The sequence below is a fragment of the Saccharothrix sp. NRRL B-16348 genome (assembly GCF_001280085.1).
GTDB lineage: Bacteria > Actinomycetota > Actinomycetes > Mycobacteriales > Pseudonocardiaceae > Actinosynnema.
Window position 1 is genome coordinate 16,686 of sequence record NZ_LGED01000245.1, and the last position, 15,357, is coordinate 32,042.

A 15,357-nucleotide genomic window follows, 5' to 3' on the forward strand; every position below is an offset into this window, starting at 1 on the left:
CAGGTCCGGTGCCGGGCGGCCCTCGGCGAGCGCCGTGAGCGCCGACCGTCCGAGCAGCACGGCGCGGTGGGTGAAGTGCGTGCGCGTGGTCGCCAACGCGTGGCCGACCTCGGCGGACGTCAGGTGGGGGTGTGCGGCGAGGTGGTCGTGCAGCCGCTCGGCCTGCGCCCGCAGCGCCTGCCCGGTCTTGCCCGACAGCACCCAGGGCACCGATCCCAGACCTGGCCCTGGCCCTCCGTCGGACTGCTCCCCGGGCTCGGGCTCGTTCGGCTCCCGGTGCGGGGCTTGGGCGACCACGACGTGCGCGTTCGTGCCGCCCATGCCGAACGCCGACACGCCCGCGATCAGCGGCAGGTCGGCACGCGGCCACGGGGTCAGCTCCGTCTGGACGCGCAGCTTCAACGCGTCGAACGGGATGTCGGGGTTGGGCGTGACGTGGTGGAGGCTGGCGGGCAGGGCCCGGTGGCGGATGCTCAGCACGGTCTTGAGCAGGCCGACGATGCCCGCCGCGCCCTCCAGGTGGCCCACGTTGGTCTTCGCCGAGCCGACCAGCAGCTCGGTGGCGCGGCCCGCGTGCGCGGCGCCGAGGCCGGCGGCTTCGACCGGGTCGCCGACAGGGGTGCCGGTGCCGTGCAGCTCGACGTACTGCACGTCGTCCGGGCGGACGTCGGCGCTGGTCAACGCGTCGCGGACGACCTGGGCCTGCGCGTCGGGGCTCGGCACGGTGAGGCTGCGGGTCGGGCCGTCGTTGTTGACCGCGCTGCCGAGGATCACCGCGTGCACCGGGTCGCCGTCCGCGAGAGCCTGCGCCAGCGGTTTGAGCACGACCACGCCGCCGCCCTCGCCGCGGGCGAACCCGTTGGCGCGGGCGTCGAAGGTGTGGCTGCGGCCGTCCGGTGACAGCCCGCCGAACTCGATCCCGCTGGTCTCGCGGCCCGCGGCCAGGTTGAGGTTCACCCCGCCCGCCAGCGCGACCGTCGTCTCGCCCCGCCGCAGGCTCTCGACCGCCAGGTGCACCGCGACCAGCGCGGACGACTGGGCCGCGTCCACCGTCAGGCTGGGTCCGCGCACGCCGAGGAAGTGCGATACGCGGTTGGCGATGACGCCCCGGTTCGTGCCGGTCATCGTGTGCTGGGTGACGTGCGCCGGGTAGCTCAGCGTGGCGTAGTCGTCCCAGGTCGCGCCGATGAACACGCCCGTGCGGCCACCGGCGAGCGTGCCGGGGACGATCCGCGCGTCCTCCAGCGCCTCCCACGCCAGCTCCAGCGCCAGCCGCTGCTGCGGGTCCATCGCGGCGGCCTCGCGGGGCGAGACGCCGAAGAACGCCGCGTCGAAGGCGTCGACCTGGTCGAGGAAGCCCGCGGGCAGGTCGCCCGCACGGCCGGGCGGCGGCGCGGTGATCGCGTCCACGCCGTCGCGCAGCAACCGCCAGAACGCGGCCGGGTCCGGCGCGCCGGGCAACCGGCAGGACATTCCGACGATCGCGATCCGGTCGTCCCCACGAGACATTTCCCCACCCATCGGGTCACCCTGTTCCGCTCGCGATAATTCGAGGCGGTTCCCGGACGAGAGCAATGCGGCCCGCGACCACCGCAACGTCGAGCAGTTGTTCCCCGGCGGCGGAGAAAGGACCACCCGAACGTACCCCGGTGCCGCACGGCAGGGCTACCGGCGAATCACGTTCCCGCTGACCGCGCATCGGGTTTCCGATCGTGCCACTGGCACCGGCGACGTGATTCGGCTTCAATGCCGCCGCACTCGCCGACAACGCGCGCGGCACCGCTGGTGCTGGTATCCGCGGTACTGGCATTCACGATGACCCGATAGTTCCGCCGGGTGTTTCCCGCGCGCCGAACGGCCCTGTCGCGCTGCGGGGAGTGGCGGCGGTCGCGTGACGCGGGACGGCGGCGCAGGACAGCAGCATGGAAGTTGTGGGACGGGGGCGCGGCCCAGGACATTGAGTCGACCGAAGTGCGCACCGACCCGCAGCGAGGTGAACGCCCATGGCCCACGCCCGGCCCGTCATCGGGACCGACCGACCCACCAGACCAGGACGGCTGATCGTCGGCAGCGTCATCGCCGGCGTGGTGCTGTCCGTGCTGTGGTCCTACGAGTTCGTCGATCACGTGATCGGCGCGAACGTGGCCAACGCCCTGCTCGGCGAGGACGCCGCGACCGCCTCGATCGCGGGCACCGCCGCCGGCTTGGTGTTCGCGTTCGTCTCGGGGCTCGCGGGCACGTTCACCGCGTGCAACATCGCCATGGCGGCGTCGATCGGTCCGATGAGCGAAGCCGGTGGGTCGACGCAGGGCACGGTGCGACCGCTGTTGCGCCCGCTGGGCTTCTTCACCGCGGGCATGGTCGGTGTGTCGGCGGTCTACGGCGCGGTCGGCGTGCTGATCGGGCCGAGCCTGCCGCAGCTGTCGAGCGCGATGGTCGGCACAATGCCGGTGCGGCTGGTGCAGTCGGCCGTCGTGTTCGGCGTCGTCGGGCTGGTGATGGCCTACCTGGGGCTCGCCGCCCTCGGCGTGCTGCCCGACGTGTTCCGCGGTCGGCCGGTGGCCCGCGTGGTGGTGCTCGGCGCGCTGGTCGGCGCGTTCCTCATCGGCCGGCCCTACCCGATGTTCATCAAGCTGTTCCGCTCCGCCGTCGACTCCGGCAACCCGCTCTTCGGCGCGGGCACGTTCGTGCTCCAGTCCGTCGGCAACGTCCTGCTCGTCACGGTCGTGTTCGCCGCGCTGGCGCTCGGCACCAAGGGCCGGTTCCTCCGGTGGTTCGCCTCCAACAGCCGTCGTTCGACGGTGGTCAGCGCGGCGCTGCTCATCGCCCTCGGCGTGTTCCTGCTCGTGTACTGGGACGTCCGCGTCCCGTCGATCTTCGGGATCGGCTGGTTCCCGACCATGCCCTACAACTGACAAGAGGAGCTGATCGTGTCCGCGACAATCGCTGTCCCGACGACCACGAGGTCGGTGTCCCCCATCCGGAGCGGGGCGTTGGCCGGACTCGCCGGCGGCCTCGTGTTCGGCCTGTTCATGGCCAGCGTGGGCGCCCTGCCCATGGTCGGCATGCTGATCGGCATCGAGAACGCCGTCGTCGGCTTCATCGTCCACATGGTGATCTCCGCGATCGCCGGCGCCGGCTTCGGCGTCCTGACCCGCAACATGGGCATGGTGCCGCCCGTCTACGCGCTGAGCATGATCTACGGCGCCGTCTGGTGGGTCCTCGGCGCCCTGATCGTCATGCCGCTGTGGTTGAGCGTGACCGCCGACCCGATGATGAGCGACATGGTGTTCGTGGTCGGCGGCGCCCAGTGGGTCAGCCTGTTCGGCCACGTGGTCGGCTTCGGCATGACGACGGGCGCCGTGCTGCTCGCGCTGCGCGGCCACGCCAAGTAAGGCCACCGCGTCCGGACCCGTCGCACCCACGGCGGCGGGCCGGACCGTCCTACTGCGGGATCACGCAGTGCGGCCGTTCACCGATCACCCCCCGAGTGGTCGGTGAACGGCTAGCGTGACCGCATGGCGCACATCGACCTCGGCGTGGACGAGGCTCTGAACCCCGGCATCAGGGGTCTCATGCGGTTCCGGCCCGAGACCGCCAAGCCCCTCAACGCGTTGGCCGAAGCCCTGCTGCGCGCGCCGAACTCGCTGCCCGCCGGCGAGCGCGAGCTGATCGCGGCCTACGTGTCGGCGCTGAACGAGTGCCAGTTCTGCCGTGACTCCCACTCGGCGTTCGCCGCCGCCCAGCTCGACGAGGGCATGACCCTGGTGCGGCAGGTCCGGGCCGACCTGGACACCGCGCCGGTGTCGGAGAAGCTGCGGGCGCTGCTGCGGATCGCGGCCGCGACCCGGGAGTCCGGCCTCAAGGTCACCATCGACCTGGTCGACCGGGCCCGCGCGCACGGCGCCACCGACGTCGAGATCCACGACACCGTGCTGATCGCGGCGGCGTTCAGCATGTTCAACCGGTACGTCGACGGCCTCGGCACGCTCGCGCTGGACGACCCGGACGGGTACGACGAGTCCGCCAGGCGGATCGTCGAGCACGGCTACACCGACTCGGTGTAGTCCGCGGCCCGTCGGCGGCGCAGCCGCACCAGCGGGTAGGACAGCAGCACCAGCGCCACGAACGGCACGCCGACCTGCCACGCCGGGCCGAACGCCTCGGTGAACGCCGTCGCCACCACCACGAGCACCACGTACAGCAGGCTCAGCACCGACGTCACCGGCGCGCCCGGCAGCCGGACCGGCGCCGGTGGCAGGCCGCGGCGGGCGCGCCGGAACGCCAGGTGGCTCACGAAGATCAGCATCCACGCCACCATGCCGCTGAACAGCGCGATGCCGAGCAGCACCGGGAACGCCGCGTCCGGCGACAGCGCGGCCGCCACCGCCGCGGCGGCCAGGCCGGCGGTCGACGCCAGCACCGCGTTCACCGGGCTGCCCCGGTCGGTCACCGCGGCGAGGGCCTTCGGCGCGTACCGGTCGAGGGCCAGCGAGTGCATCGTCCTGGACGCCAGGTACAGCGTGGTGTTCGCGGCGGACAGCGCGGCCGTGAGGATGACCAGGTTCATCAGGCCCGCGGCGGCCGGGACGCCGATCGACGCGAACAGCGCCACGAACGGGCTCTCCGCCACCCCGTCGACCGCCGCCGCTTCGGTCCACGGCACGATCGCCACGATGATCCCGGTGGCCAGCACGTAGAACAACCCCAGCCGCAGCGCCACCCGGCGGGCCGCGCGCGGGATGTCGCGGGCCGGGCTGCGCGACTCGGCGGCCGTCATCGCGACCGACTCCACACCGCCGTAGCTGAACGTCGCCACGCTGACCGCCAGCAGCACGCCCACCAGGCCGTTGGGCATGAACCCGCCGTGCCCGGTCCACGCCGACAACCCGGCCGCGTCCTGCCCCGGCAGCCCGAACACCACGTACAGCACGCCCAGCACGAGGAACACGACCAGCGCCGTCACCTTGATCATCGCGAACCAGTACTCGACCTCGCCGAACAGCCGCACGGCCGCGAAGTTGACGCCCAGGATCGCCACCGAGAACAGGCACACCGACGCCCACAACGGCACCTGCGGCCACCAGTACCGGACGTAGAGCCCGGCCGCGACCACCTCGCCGCCGACCGTGATCACCTGCGTCGCCCAGTAGCACCACCGCTGCACGTACCCGACGAGCGGCCCGGCGTACCGCGCACCGACCGCGCCGAACCCGCCCGCCTCCGGGTGCACGACCACCATCTCGGCGACCGCGTAGGCCACCGCGACCGCCGCCAGCGCGCCGACCAGGTAGACGAGCACGACCGCCGGCCCGGCCATGGAGATGGCGAGGCTGGAGCCGAGGAACAGCCCGGTGCCGATGGTGCCGCCGAGCGAGATCATGCCGATCTGGCGGCTCGTCAACTGCCGGAGCAGCCCGCCGTTCGCGTGGTCCGCCAAGGAGTCCTCCGGGGTCGCACGGTCCGCGGGCAGCGCGACAGTGCCGGCACCCCGGTGCTCACGCCATCACCCGGCGGGTCGCCGCTACGGCTGGCCGAAGCTCGGCGGCCCTCACCGACTGCGGACCGGGCGGTCCTCACCGTGGCAGACCCGAGCGGTCCTCAGTGGACGGCGGCGTGCCGTTCGAACCGGAACGGGGCCAGGGCGTCGCTCCGGTCCTCGCCCACCACCTCCGCCGCGACCAGGTCACCGGCGTGCAGGCTCAACGTCGCGCCGCTGTGCGACACGGCGAAGTGGAAGTTCGGCAGCTCGACCACCCGGCCGAGCACCGGCAGGCCGTCGGCCGGGATGGGCCGCTCACCCACCCGGACGCTCTCCACCGACGCCGCACGGATGCCCGGGTAGAGCGCACGGCCCGCCTCGACCACCTCCGCCACCGCCGACGGGTCCACGCTGATCTCACCGCGGTCGGACACGCGGGCCGCGTCGTCGACCTCCGGGCTGTGCAGCAGCAACCGCCCACCTCCGTCCGGCCGCAGGTGGACGTGCGGCGCGTGGACGACCCGCGCCACCGCCACCGCGACCGGCGAGGTGTAGACGAGCACGCCGCGGGTGTTGCGCATCGGCAACGCCAACCCGGCCAGTGCGGCGATCCGCGCGGCTTGCGGCCCCGCGCAGTCGACCACCGCGTCGACGGCCAGCCGCCGCCCGGAGGCGAGCCGGACCGCGCGCACCGCGCCGGCCGTCACCTCAAGGTCCGTCACCGCGTCGTCGCGCACGACCTCCGCGCCGGCGGAGACCGCCGTCGACAGCAGGTGGCCGATCAGGCGGGTCGGCTCGACCCAGCCCTCGCGCGGGAAGTACGCAATCCCGTCGGCGGGCAGCGCGGCGGGGTTCACCTCGGATTCCAGGGCCAACGCCTCGGACCGGGTGAGCCACCGGGCCTCGTAGCCGTAGTCGAGGACGTCGGCGACCTTCCGGCCCAGCTCCGCCCGGTCCGCGTCGGTGTCGGCCCACTCCAGGTTGCCGGTCTCGTGGTACCAGTCGCTGTGCGGCACGTCGGCCGCCAGCCGCCGGTGGGCGGCCATGCCCATGACGCTGAAGTCGTGGTACGAGCGCGGCTGCTTGCCGCAGGAGTTCGTCCACGAGAACGTCGCGCCGGACGTGCCGCCGCCGGGCGCGCCCGCGTCGACCACGGTGACCCGGGCGCCTCTCCGCGTCAGCGCAGCGGCCACCGCCGCGCCGTACACACCCGCACCGATGACGACCACGCGCGCAACCATGTCGACGACCTGCCTCCCGTGATCAACCGGAGCTGTTCCCCTTGTGGCACTTCAGGTATAGCACGCGGTCGCGACGCGATCGGGTGGTCACGCGGGCTGCGCGGAAACTTCCGGCCGGGCCGCGCCGAGAGCTTGACCGAACGCCACGCACGCCACCGCGAACAGGACGATGGGCGGCAGGGGCAGCAGCCACAGCGACAGGCCGAGCACCACCAGCGACCCGGCCAGGCACAGGCCGCTCAACGTGCGCGACCGCGTCACCAGGTCGGGCGCCGACCGCGCGACGAGCAGGCACACGACACCGCCGAAGACCAGCGCGGCGGCCATCACGAGCGACATGCCCTGGTCGAGGTCGCGCAGGCTGCGCCGGACACCGGCGATCTCGATGCCGTGCTCCCGCATCGCCGCGAGCGCACGTGCCGCCGCCGGGTCCTCGGGGCGCAGACCGATCGCCACCGCGGTGGCCAGGTGTCCCAAGCCGGTCGCGACCCACGCCCACGCGCCGATCCGGAACACCCTCAACCCGCGCATCGCTCCACCCTCCGTTGACCATGCACAGCTGTATGTTTGATCCGTACAGTCCTGTATGTCAACGGAGGTGACCGGTGACACGCCTACCGAACGGCGGTCAACTGGTCGATCAGGTGCTTCAACCCCGCCCGTCCGCGCGGACCGTCCACCGCGACCTCCGGGACCACCGCGGTGGCGACGCGCCGCAGTTCCGCCCAGCCGAGGTAGGCGGCATACGCGACGACCGCCTGCCGACGCGCGACCGCGGGCGTCAGGCCGAGTTCGGCGTACAACTCGGCGAGGTATGCGATGCGCCGCTCGATCACCCTGGTCAGGACGGGCGCGATGACGGGGTGGTCGGCGTGCGCCACCAGCGCGGGCTCCAGGCCCGCGACGACCTCCGCGCCGAGCGCCGCCCGGAACCCCTCGCGGAGCTTCTCCTCCGGGTCGTCGAGGGACGCGAGCCGGGTGATGAGGTCGGCGGTGGTCCGCTGCTCCCACAGCTCCACGGCCGCCACGAGCAACGCCTCGCGGTCCTTGAAGTGCCAGTAGAAGCTGCCGCGCGTGATGCCGAGCTCACCGGCGAGCGTGTCGACGGCCACCGCCGCCACCCCGCCGCGGGCCAGGGCGCGCAGCGCCGCCATCGTCCAGTCCTCGCGGGTGACGCGTCCTCTCGTCATGGGACCGAACAGTAGTGTCCGGACTCGGCGGACGGTTCGAGGCGCGAAACAGTTTCACTACAGCGCGGCGAAATATCCCCGACCACCATTTCCACGCGCGCACGCCGTGGCTCGAATCACACCCGCTAGCATGCGCTGATGAGCGATTCCGGTTTCGTCCTGCGTCGACGGGGCCTGGTGTTGCCCGAGAGCACGGTCTCGCTCACCGAGATAACCGCGCGCCCCGGCCTGACGCAGCCGTTCGAGTTGTTCCGGTTGGTGGTGGAACTGCTGGTCGGCCGGGACGGGATGGTCCTGTTATCCGGTCCGGCCGACTGGCGTGAACTGCGCGGGCGACACCCGGACGCGGCGCCGTGGCGCGAAGCGTCGAAGCCCGCGAACCTGGCCCACTCGCTGGGACCGCGGTTCTCCTGCGTCCGCCTGGACGACCTGTTCCGCGACGAGCACGAGGATTTCGTCACCGTGGACGAGCACGGCGTGGTGGTACCCCGCGCCCAACGCGGTCGCCGATTACCGCACGGCCGCCCGCTGTTCATCCGATTCCCGGGTAACTTCCCGCTGGTCATCGGCTCGGACGACGCCATTCGCCGCCTGTTGCCCGACCAGCGGTCACCGAACGTCCACCGCGCACGGGACACCCGCGTCGACTACTCCGCATTCCACCACCTGTGGCACGGCCCGCCGCCGGAGGAGTACTTCAGCGTCGACAACCTCGTCCAAGCGCGCGACGAGTGGCACACCCTCTTCCTGGCCTGCGGAATCGGGAAAACGCTCGGCCGCTCGCACGCGAAAGCCCTCCTCAACGGTGACGCGCGGCACTTCGTCGGCACCCTGCTCGACGACGCCACCCCCGCCGACGGCGAGCACCCGATCGTCCTCGTCCCGGAACCGACGGACGCGCAGTGCGCCGCCGACATCTCGCCGCTGCTGCCGACCATGGACCGCGCCCGGTGGCTGGCCTTCCGCGCCGGCTACCTCTACCGCAGGCCCGCCGGCCAGGGCGTCCTCGACCTCGTGGAACACGGCGACGCCACCGGCTGGGCGCAGGCGGCCAGGGACGAGGACTGGACGCTGGCGAGGACCCTCGCCGACGCCCAACTCGCGGAGACCCAGCTCACCGACGCCCGGCTCACCGACGCCCGGCTCACCGAGGCGTGCGACCGGATCGACCGCAAGGCCCTGGTCGACCCGCCGACCATCCGCGAGGACGAACTGGCGCTGAACGTGGCCCGAGCCCTGGCCGGCACCGGGCAGGAAGCCGAGGCAGCCGCCCTGTGCCGCCGCGTGGTGGCCGAACGCGCCGCGCGCCTCGGCGCCGACCACCCGGACACCAGGGACGCGGCGGCGGCCGGTGACGCACCACATCCGAAACGGCGTTGGTGGCACCTCTGACCGGCGAAAAGCCCGATGACCACAATCATCACCCACGCCCGACCCTCCCCGGACGAAGATTCATATTTCACCCTCACCACGAAAAACGATCGATCGCCCGCGCCCGGGCGAAACGCGGCCGTTCGGGCACGATCCCGGCAACGGATATCATGGTGGTGATGCCTCGTGACGCGGAATGTGAATGCGGCCTCGGTTGCGCTGGGGTTGCGGGCCCGGATGGCCGCCCGCACGATGGGCAACCGACCGCCGACCGGGCGGGGATGTGGGAGTGAGCACTGTGCGAGGTGGCCGCAGGGTCGGCACGTCGGCGATGCTGCTGTTCGTGGCGCTCGGCGCCCTGGTCGCCGGGTCGCTCGCCGTGGTGACCACCGCGCGCGACGACCGGCCGACGCAAGCCGCCGCCCTGTCGACGTCGTCAGCCATGCCGTCACCCTCGTCGCCCACCTCGTCGTCCACCACGGTGGAGCCGCCCCCTCCGGTGGTGGACCCGTGCGCGGAGAAGATCGCCACGCTGCCGATGCGGGCACGGCTGGCGCAGCTGCTCGTGGTCGGGGTCGACCCGCGCGGGCCCGCCGACGCCCTCACCGTGGTGCGGAACGAGCAGGTGGGCGGGATCTTCATCGGCGGTGACGACGTCGGCCTGCTCAGCGCCGGCGCGCTCGCGCCCGTGCACGCCGCGGCCTCCCTCCCGCTGACCGTCGCCGTGGACGACGAGGGCGGACGGGTGCAGCGGATCGAAGCGCTCGACGGCTCGCTGCCCAGCGCCCGGCGGATGGCCGCCGACCTGTCACCCGACGAGGTCCGCGCGGTCGCCAACGACCGCGGGCTCGCCCTGCGCGAACGCGGCGTGACCACCGACCTGGCGCCGGTGCTGGACACCAGCGGCCAACCCGACCGCACGGTCATCGGCGACCGCTCGTTCAGCCCCGACCCGAACACCGCGCTCGGCTACGCGCTGGCGTTCGCCGAAGGGCTGCACAACGCGGGCGTCACGCCGGTCGTCAAGCACTTCCCCGGGCACGGCAACACGACCGGCGACTCGCACCTCGGCGCGGTCACCTCTCCCCCGCTGGACGCGCTGCGCGACACCGATCTCGTCCCGTACCGGCACCTGCCGCGGTTCGGCGACGTCGTGGTGATGCTGGGGCACATCGACGTGCCCGGCCTGACCGGCGGCATGCCCGCCACCCTCAGCCCGGAGGCGTACGCGCTGCTGCGCGGCGAGTTCGGCTTCACCGGTCCCGCGATGACCGACGACCTGGGCGCGATGCGCGCGGTGACGGACCGGCTCGCGCTGCCCGACGCGGTCACGCAGGCGCTCGTGGCCGGCGCGGACATCGCGCTGTGGTCGTCGGGTGGTCGCGTGGGCGAAGTGCTCGACCACCTGGAAGGCGCGGTGGCGTCGGGCGCCCTGCCGGCGCCACGCGTGGACGAGGCGGTCCGCCGGGTGCTGGCCGCGAAGCAGGTGTGCTGAGTCACGTCAAGGGCCCGGTGAACGCCTCATATGCTGGCCGTCGACGTTCCGGCAGGGGGAGGCACCAGCAGTGCGATACGTGGCCATCGGCGACAGCTTCACCGAAGGGGTCGGCGACGAGCGCCCCGACGGCACGCCACGGGGTTGGGCCGACCTGGTGGCGGAGGGGCTGGCCGTCGCGCTCGGCGAGACCGTCCACTACGCCAACCTCGCCGTCCGGGGCCGCCTGCTGGAGCCGATCGCCACCGAGCAGCTCGACGCGGCGCTGGCCCTGTCGCCCGCGCCCACGCTGGTCACCCTCAACGGCGGCGGCAACGACATGATGCGGCCCGGGGTCGACCTGGTGCGGCTGGTCCGGCTGACCGAGCAGGCGGTGCGGCGGTGCGCGTCGGCCGGGGTGCGGTTGGTGCTGCTCAGCGGGGCCGACCCGTCGCGGCGGCTGCCGTTCGGCCGCACCGTCCACCGCCGCGGCGAGCTGCTGACCGCCGCGATCGCCAAGCTGGCCGCGCGGCACGACGTCCTGCTGGTCGACGCGTTCAACGACGTCGAGGTCCGCCGGGCCGAGTACTGGTCACCGGACCGGCTGCACCTCAACGCCGCCGGCCACCGCCGGGTCGCGTCCCTCGTGCTCATGGCGCTCGGGCACGTCACGGAGGCGCACGCGGTCGACCCGGGCCCCGCCGCCCGCCGCAGCCTGCGCGCCGAGACCCGCTACTACCGCGAACACGTCCTGCCCTGGGTGAACCGCCGGCTCCGGGGCATCTCGTCCGGTGACGACGTGACCGGCAAGCACCCCGACTGGGTGCCCGTCGAAGCCAGGCCGCGCGTCTGAGCCACCGTTGCGCCGGGGTGCCGACTGCCGCCATGATGGCGTTTCGTCAGTACTCGACCAACAATGGTGGTGGTCTGGTGAACAAGTACCGGATGGTGATCGCCGGACTGGCGGCGGCGCTCGTCGCGAGCATCGCTCCCGCGGCGCCCGCGCAGGCGGCGACGACGTTGCCCGCGGCGAACTTCCGCCTGAAGGCCACCGCCTACTCGGGGCTGATCGACGACCTGGACGCCGCGCTGCCCAACGTCAGCGTGCCGACCGTCGTCGGCGACGGCAACCGCGCCGCCACCTCCTGCTCCCCCGCGGCGGCCAACCGCGTCGCCGCGTTCTGCTGGAACAACGGTGACGACGACGTCGCGTATTGGATGCCCCAGGGCATCACGACGACCGCCGACGCGTACGGCGAGGCGACCTACGAGGGTTCTACCGCGGTCCTGGTCAGCTGGTACGACAACGGCACGGACGGGATCGACCGGGGCATCCGGGTCTCGTTCGTCGACTACGCCCCGCCGTCCGCGCCGACCTACCGCCACGTGCTGCTCGTCGAGCCGTACACCAACAGCGCCGGGCAGGCCTCGTTCCGGCCGATCAACCTGCACGCCGGCGGCATGTTCTGGTACGGCCACTACCTCTACGTCGCCTCCACCAGCAGCGGGTTCCGCGTGTTCGACATGCGGCACCTCTGGCAGACCAGCACCACGAACGGCTCGGCGATCGGCCGCCAGGCCGACGGCAGCTACCAGGCCTACGGCTACAAGTACGTGCTGCCGCAGGCGTTCGCCTACAACCAGTCGACCACCAACGGGCACGCGGCCATCCGGTTCTCGTTCGCCTCGCTGGACCGCACCAGCACCCCGGACAGCGTGATCGTCGGCGAGTACGCCAACCCCGGCGCGGGCAGCAGGCTCTTCCGCTTCCCCATCGACTACACCACCCGCATGCTCACCACCTCCTCCGACGGCTACGCCCGCGCGAGCGAGGCCTACGAGGTGTCGGTGCAGAGCATGCAGGGCGCGACCGCGATCAACGGCAAGTTCTACCTCTCCACCAGCGACGGCAGCGGCAACGCGGGCGACCTGGCCACGTTCACGCCGGGAGGCTCCGTCGTCATGCACTACGACGTGCTGCCGATCGGGCCGGAGGACTTCTCGTACTGGCCAGCCAAGGGCCAGCTCTGGTCGCTGACCGAGTACGCCGGCAACCGTTCGGTGTTCGCGGTCCGCGCCTCCGCGTACTAGGCCGTACCTCATCGCGACTGCACGGTGTGCCGGGTCAGGGTGCGGCCGACGGAAGGTCCATGATGCCGGTGGCTTGCGACCAGGCACAACGCCACGTGCCGCTCGCATTGGTGTAGACGTCGGTGTGCCAGGCATCGTGCCGCGGGATGTCCGCGCCGTCGACGGTGAGTTCGATGACGCACCGGTAGCGGAGGACGACGACGTCGGTGCCGACGATGGCGTCCACGTCGCCGATCAGCTCCAGTTCGCGGTAGGCGACCCGCCCGGTGGTGAGGAGATCCAGGTATTCAGCCTTCGTCCACACGGTGCCGGTCGGGTTGCACAACCGGTACTCCGCGGCGTGCAAGCGGTCGAAGGCGCCGCGATCCACGTCGAGGAGACATCGGATCCGATCCTGCTCAGCCTTGATCACCTGGCCGGCCACGTCGTCGGTCATACCCGCTCCTATTCACTCGTTCGGCGCTGGTCGGCGACACGTGCGCCGGGCGAACGTCGTCACAGGGTCAGCAGCGCCCGGTCCTCCAGCGTGCCCAGCAGCAGGTAGGACGGCGTGAAGCCCGGCGGGACCGCGAAGCAGAGCAGCGCGGTGCGGGTTGCCGGACCGGACGTCTCGGTGAGCGCACCGGGGGCGCCCGCGCAGTCATCCACGCGGGTCGGTGCGCCGTGCTCGTCGGCCACCAACCGCACCGCGACCGGCTCGCCCGCGGCCGACCTGGTCTCCTCGACCACCACGGTCAGCACCTCGAACTCGCTCAACCACTGCGCCGCGCCCTCCGGTGCGCCGCGCCGGACTTCGAGCACGCGGACCGCGGCGTCCCCGGACCGCGCGACCCCGCCCCGCTCGGCCACCGGAGGCGGAGCACCCGTCCGCAGTTCCACCTGCGACAGGTCGGTCACCGGCACGGTCGTCGCGCTGTCGAACGCCCCACGGCCCAAACCGCTCGGCGCGAGCACGATTGCCGCGGCGAACGCCGCACCCGCCAAGGGGTACAACGCCGTCTTGAACCCCCACGCGTTCCGCCGCCCGGCCTGGACCAGCACCCAGCCCGCGACCAGCACCGCTGCCGCGCCCGCCGGCATCAGCACGGCCTTCGCCGCCCGGTCGTGGAACTTCACCAGGCCGCCATCGGCCACGCGCACCGCCAGCACCCGGTCGGTCAGCGACGACAGCCGCACCACCACCGGATCGGCGAGACCGAACTCCTCCTCGCCGGGCAACCGCATCGCCCGCCCGCCCTCGGCCACCGCCTCGGAGGTCCAGGTCGTCGAAGGCCCGTTCTGGCCCTCCGACGTCTCGGAGTCGTGCACGGTGACCACGGCCCGCACCTCGTAGGACCCGGCGACGGCCTCCGCGAACCAGCGTCCGCTGAATGCGGCGACCACACCCAGCGCGGCCCCGACCACCAGCAGCACCGCTGCCGCCACGACCTTGCGCCTGTCGACCTCCGACGGTTCCCGCAGCAGGACCACCGCAACCCCTCCCCCAAAGCGATCAAGCCCAGCGTAGTGACGTTGAGGAGCGGCGTACGGGACTTACGCAACCTTCGCTATAGTTGGCCTTCATGCGGAGCGATACGTAATGATGACTCAGGATTGGTACTCGATCGAGCAGGTCGCCGAGCGCCTCGGCCTGCACGTGGCCACGGTCCGGGGCTACGTGCGGGACGGCCGGCTGAACGCGGTGCGCATCGGGAAGCAGTACCGCGTCGCCCGAGCCGACTTCGAGGCCCTGACCGGTCGGCCCGCCGACCCCGGCGAGCGCGAACGGCGGCTCGACGTCTCCGCGGTCTTGGACGTCGACGGCATCGACGCCGAGACCGCGGACCGGATCACCACCCTGCTCAACGGCCTGCCGACGGGTCCGCGGGGCAAGCCGGTGCTGCACCTGCACGCGGTGCACGACGCGGAGCGAGCCCGGCTGAAGGTGCTCACCACGGGCGAGGCGCGGGCCACCGCGGAAGTCCTGCGGCTGGTCGCCGCGCTGGTGGAGGAGGAGACGGCATGAGCGAGCCGTTCATGGGAGCCATCGCACTGCCGGACGGCACGGTCGTCCGCGGGCGTGGCCGGCGCGAACCCCTCCCGGCGGGCCCGCCGCCGGACTTCGGCCTCTACCTGGGCCACCCGCCCGACGCCCGGCACGGCGGCCTCGGCCGGCTGCTCCGCCGGCGTGCCCCGTGGCAGCCCGACTGGCCCGCGGACTGGATCGCCTGGCCGGACTTCCGCACGCCGCGCGACCACCGGCACGCGGCCGCGAAGATCACCGCCGCGTACCGCCTCGCCCGCTCCGGGCGGCGCGTCGAGGTCGCGTGCACGGGCGGCACCGGCCGGACGGGCACCGTGATCGCCTGCATGGCGGTCCTGGCCGGCCACCCCGCCGACGACGCGGTCGCCTGGACCCGCCGCCACTACCGCCCACGCGCGGTCGAGACGCCGGGTCAGCGGCGGTGGATCGCCTGGTTCGCCCACCACCACGACAGCTCCGAGGCGACGTGAGCCCGGAGACCAGCC

The 15,357-nt window shown here is 72.6% G+C and carries 15 protein-coding genes and 1 pseudogene; 9 read left to right on the plus strand and 7 right to left on the minus strand.

All coding sequences use genetic code 11. The features are described from left to right. Window positions 1–90: 90 nt before the first annotated feature. Window positions 91–1,521: pseudogene (locus ADK67_RS55520) on the minus strand (beta-ketoacyl synthase N-terminal-like domain-containing protein); the annotation flags it as partial. Between the two features lie 482 nt (window positions 1,522–2,003). On the opposite strand from ADK67_RS55520, the gene ADK67_RS39830 reads away from it, so the two are divergent. The 3 genes from ADK67_RS39830 to ADK67_RS39840 all read left to right on the plus strand — a co-directional run bounded on the left by ADK67_RS39830 (window position 2,004) and on the right by ADK67_RS39840 (window position 4,067). Then, complete coding sequence (locus ADK67_RS39830; RefSeq protein ID WP_053721774.1) at window positions 2,004–2,915, plus strand: hypothetical protein; 912 nt, start codon at window positions 2,004–2,006, stop codon at window positions 2,913–2,915. A gap of 15 nt (window positions 2,916–2,930) precedes the next feature. Continuing rightward, complete coding sequence (locus tag ADK67_RS39835) at window positions 2,931–3,395, plus strand: hypothetical protein (protein WP_063797887.1); 465 nt, start codon at window positions 2,931–2,933, stop codon at window positions 3,393–3,395. A 123-nt stretch (window positions 3,396–3,518) separates the two neighbouring features. Beyond that, window positions 3,519–4,067: a carboxymuconolactone decarboxylase family protein gene (locus tag ADK67_RS39840; RefSeq protein ID WP_053721775.1), complete on the plus strand. Its 549-nt coding sequence runs from the start codon at window positions 3,519–3,521 to the stop codon at window positions 4,065–4,067. Here the strand turns inward: ADK67_RS39840 and ADK67_RS39845 are convergent. From ADK67_RS39845 to ADK67_RS39860, 4 genes are all read right to left on the minus strand, one after another. Then, entirely contained in the window at window positions 4,049–5,440 is a 1,392-nt protein-coding gene (locus ADK67_RS39845; RefSeq protein ID WP_053721776.1) for an amino acid permease, read from the minus strand. The genes ADK67_RS39840 and ADK67_RS39845 overlap by 19 nt on opposite strands. 161 nt (window positions 5,441–5,601) lie before the next feature. Continuing rightward, on the minus strand, window positions 5,602–6,711 hold the full coding sequence (locus tag ADK67_RS39850) for an NAD(P)/FAD-dependent oxidoreductase (RefSeq protein WP_231648584.1): 1,110 nt from the start codon (window positions 6,709–6,711) through the stop codon (window positions 5,602–5,604). A gap of 99 nt (window positions 6,712–6,810) precedes the next feature. Beyond that, the gene (locus tag ADK67_RS39855) at window positions 6,811–7,254 is read right to left on the minus strand and encodes an LIC_13387 family protein (protein WP_053721778.1); all 444 of its coding nucleotides are present in this window, start codon (window positions 7,252–7,254) and stop codon (window positions 6,811–6,813) included. A gap of 83 nt (window positions 7,255–7,337) precedes the next feature. Beyond that, window positions 7,338–7,913: a TetR/AcrR family transcriptional regulator gene (locus ADK67_RS39860; RefSeq protein WP_053721779.1), complete on the minus strand. Its 576-nt coding sequence runs from the start codon at window positions 7,911–7,913 to the stop codon at window positions 7,338–7,340. Window positions 7,914–8,051: 138 nt separating this feature from the next. On the opposite strand from ADK67_RS39860, the gene ADK67_RS39865 reads away from it, so the two are divergent. The 4 genes from ADK67_RS39865 to ADK67_RS39880 all read left to right on the plus strand — a co-directional run bounded on the left by ADK67_RS39865 (window position 8,052) and on the right by ADK67_RS39880 (window position 12,849). Then, window positions 8,052–9,305 carry a tetratricopeptide repeat protein gene (locus ADK67_RS39865; protein WP_053721780.1) on the plus strand — a complete coding sequence of 418 codons (1,254 nt, stop codon included), beginning with the start codon at window positions 8,052–8,054 and terminating at the stop codon, window positions 9,303–9,305. Window positions 9,306–9,615: 310 nt separating this feature from the next. Continuing rightward, window positions 9,616–10,779 (plus strand): glycoside hydrolase family 3 N-terminal domain-containing protein, encoded by a 1,164-nt coding sequence (locus tag ADK67_RS39870; protein WP_082404520.1) that lies wholly within the window; start codon window positions 9,616–9,618, stop codon window positions 10,777–10,779. A 70-nt stretch (window positions 10,780–10,849) separates the two neighbouring features. Next, window positions 10,850–11,611 (plus strand): SGNH/GDSL hydrolase family protein, encoded by a 762-nt coding sequence (locus tag ADK67_RS39875; protein WP_053721782.1) that lies wholly within the window; start codon window positions 10,850–10,852, stop codon window positions 11,609–11,611. A gap of 77 nt (window positions 11,612–11,688) precedes the next feature. Then, the gene (locus ADK67_RS39880; protein WP_231648586.1) at window positions 11,689–12,849 is read left to right on the plus strand and encodes a hypothetical protein; all 1,161 of its coding nucleotides are present in this window, start codon (window positions 11,689–11,691) and stop codon (window positions 12,847–12,849) included. A gap of 34 nt (window positions 12,850–12,883) precedes the next feature. Here the strand turns inward: ADK67_RS39880 and ADK67_RS39885 are convergent, their stop codons facing one another. Then, window positions 12,884–13,285 carry a nuclear transport factor 2 family protein gene (locus ADK67_RS39885; RefSeq protein ID WP_053721783.1) on the minus strand — a complete coding sequence of 134 codons (402 nt, stop codon included), beginning with the start codon at window positions 13,283–13,285 and terminating at the stop codon, window positions 12,884–12,886. 59 nt (window positions 13,286–13,344) lie between these two features. Continuing rightward, on the minus strand, window positions 13,345–14,319 hold the full coding sequence (locus ADK67_RS39890; RefSeq protein WP_053721784.1) for a hypothetical protein: 975 nt from the start codon (window positions 14,317–14,319) through the stop codon (window positions 13,345–13,347). A 112-nt stretch (window positions 14,320–14,431) separates the two neighbouring features. Here ADK67_RS39890 and ADK67_RS39895 point away from each other — a divergent pair, with 112 nt between their 5' ends. Continuing rightward, entirely contained in the window at window positions 14,432–14,854 is a 423-nt protein-coding gene (locus ADK67_RS39895; RefSeq protein ID WP_053721795.1) for a helix-turn-helix domain-containing protein, read from the plus strand. Next, window positions 14,851–15,342, plus strand: coding sequence for a protein-tyrosine phosphatase family protein (locus ADK67_RS39900; RefSeq protein ID WP_053721785.1), 492 nt, complete (start codon window positions 14,851–14,853; stop codon window positions 15,340–15,342). The genes ADK67_RS39895 and ADK67_RS39900 overlap by 4 nt, the downstream gene beginning before the upstream one ends. Window positions 15,343–15,357 lie beyond the last annotated feature (15 nt).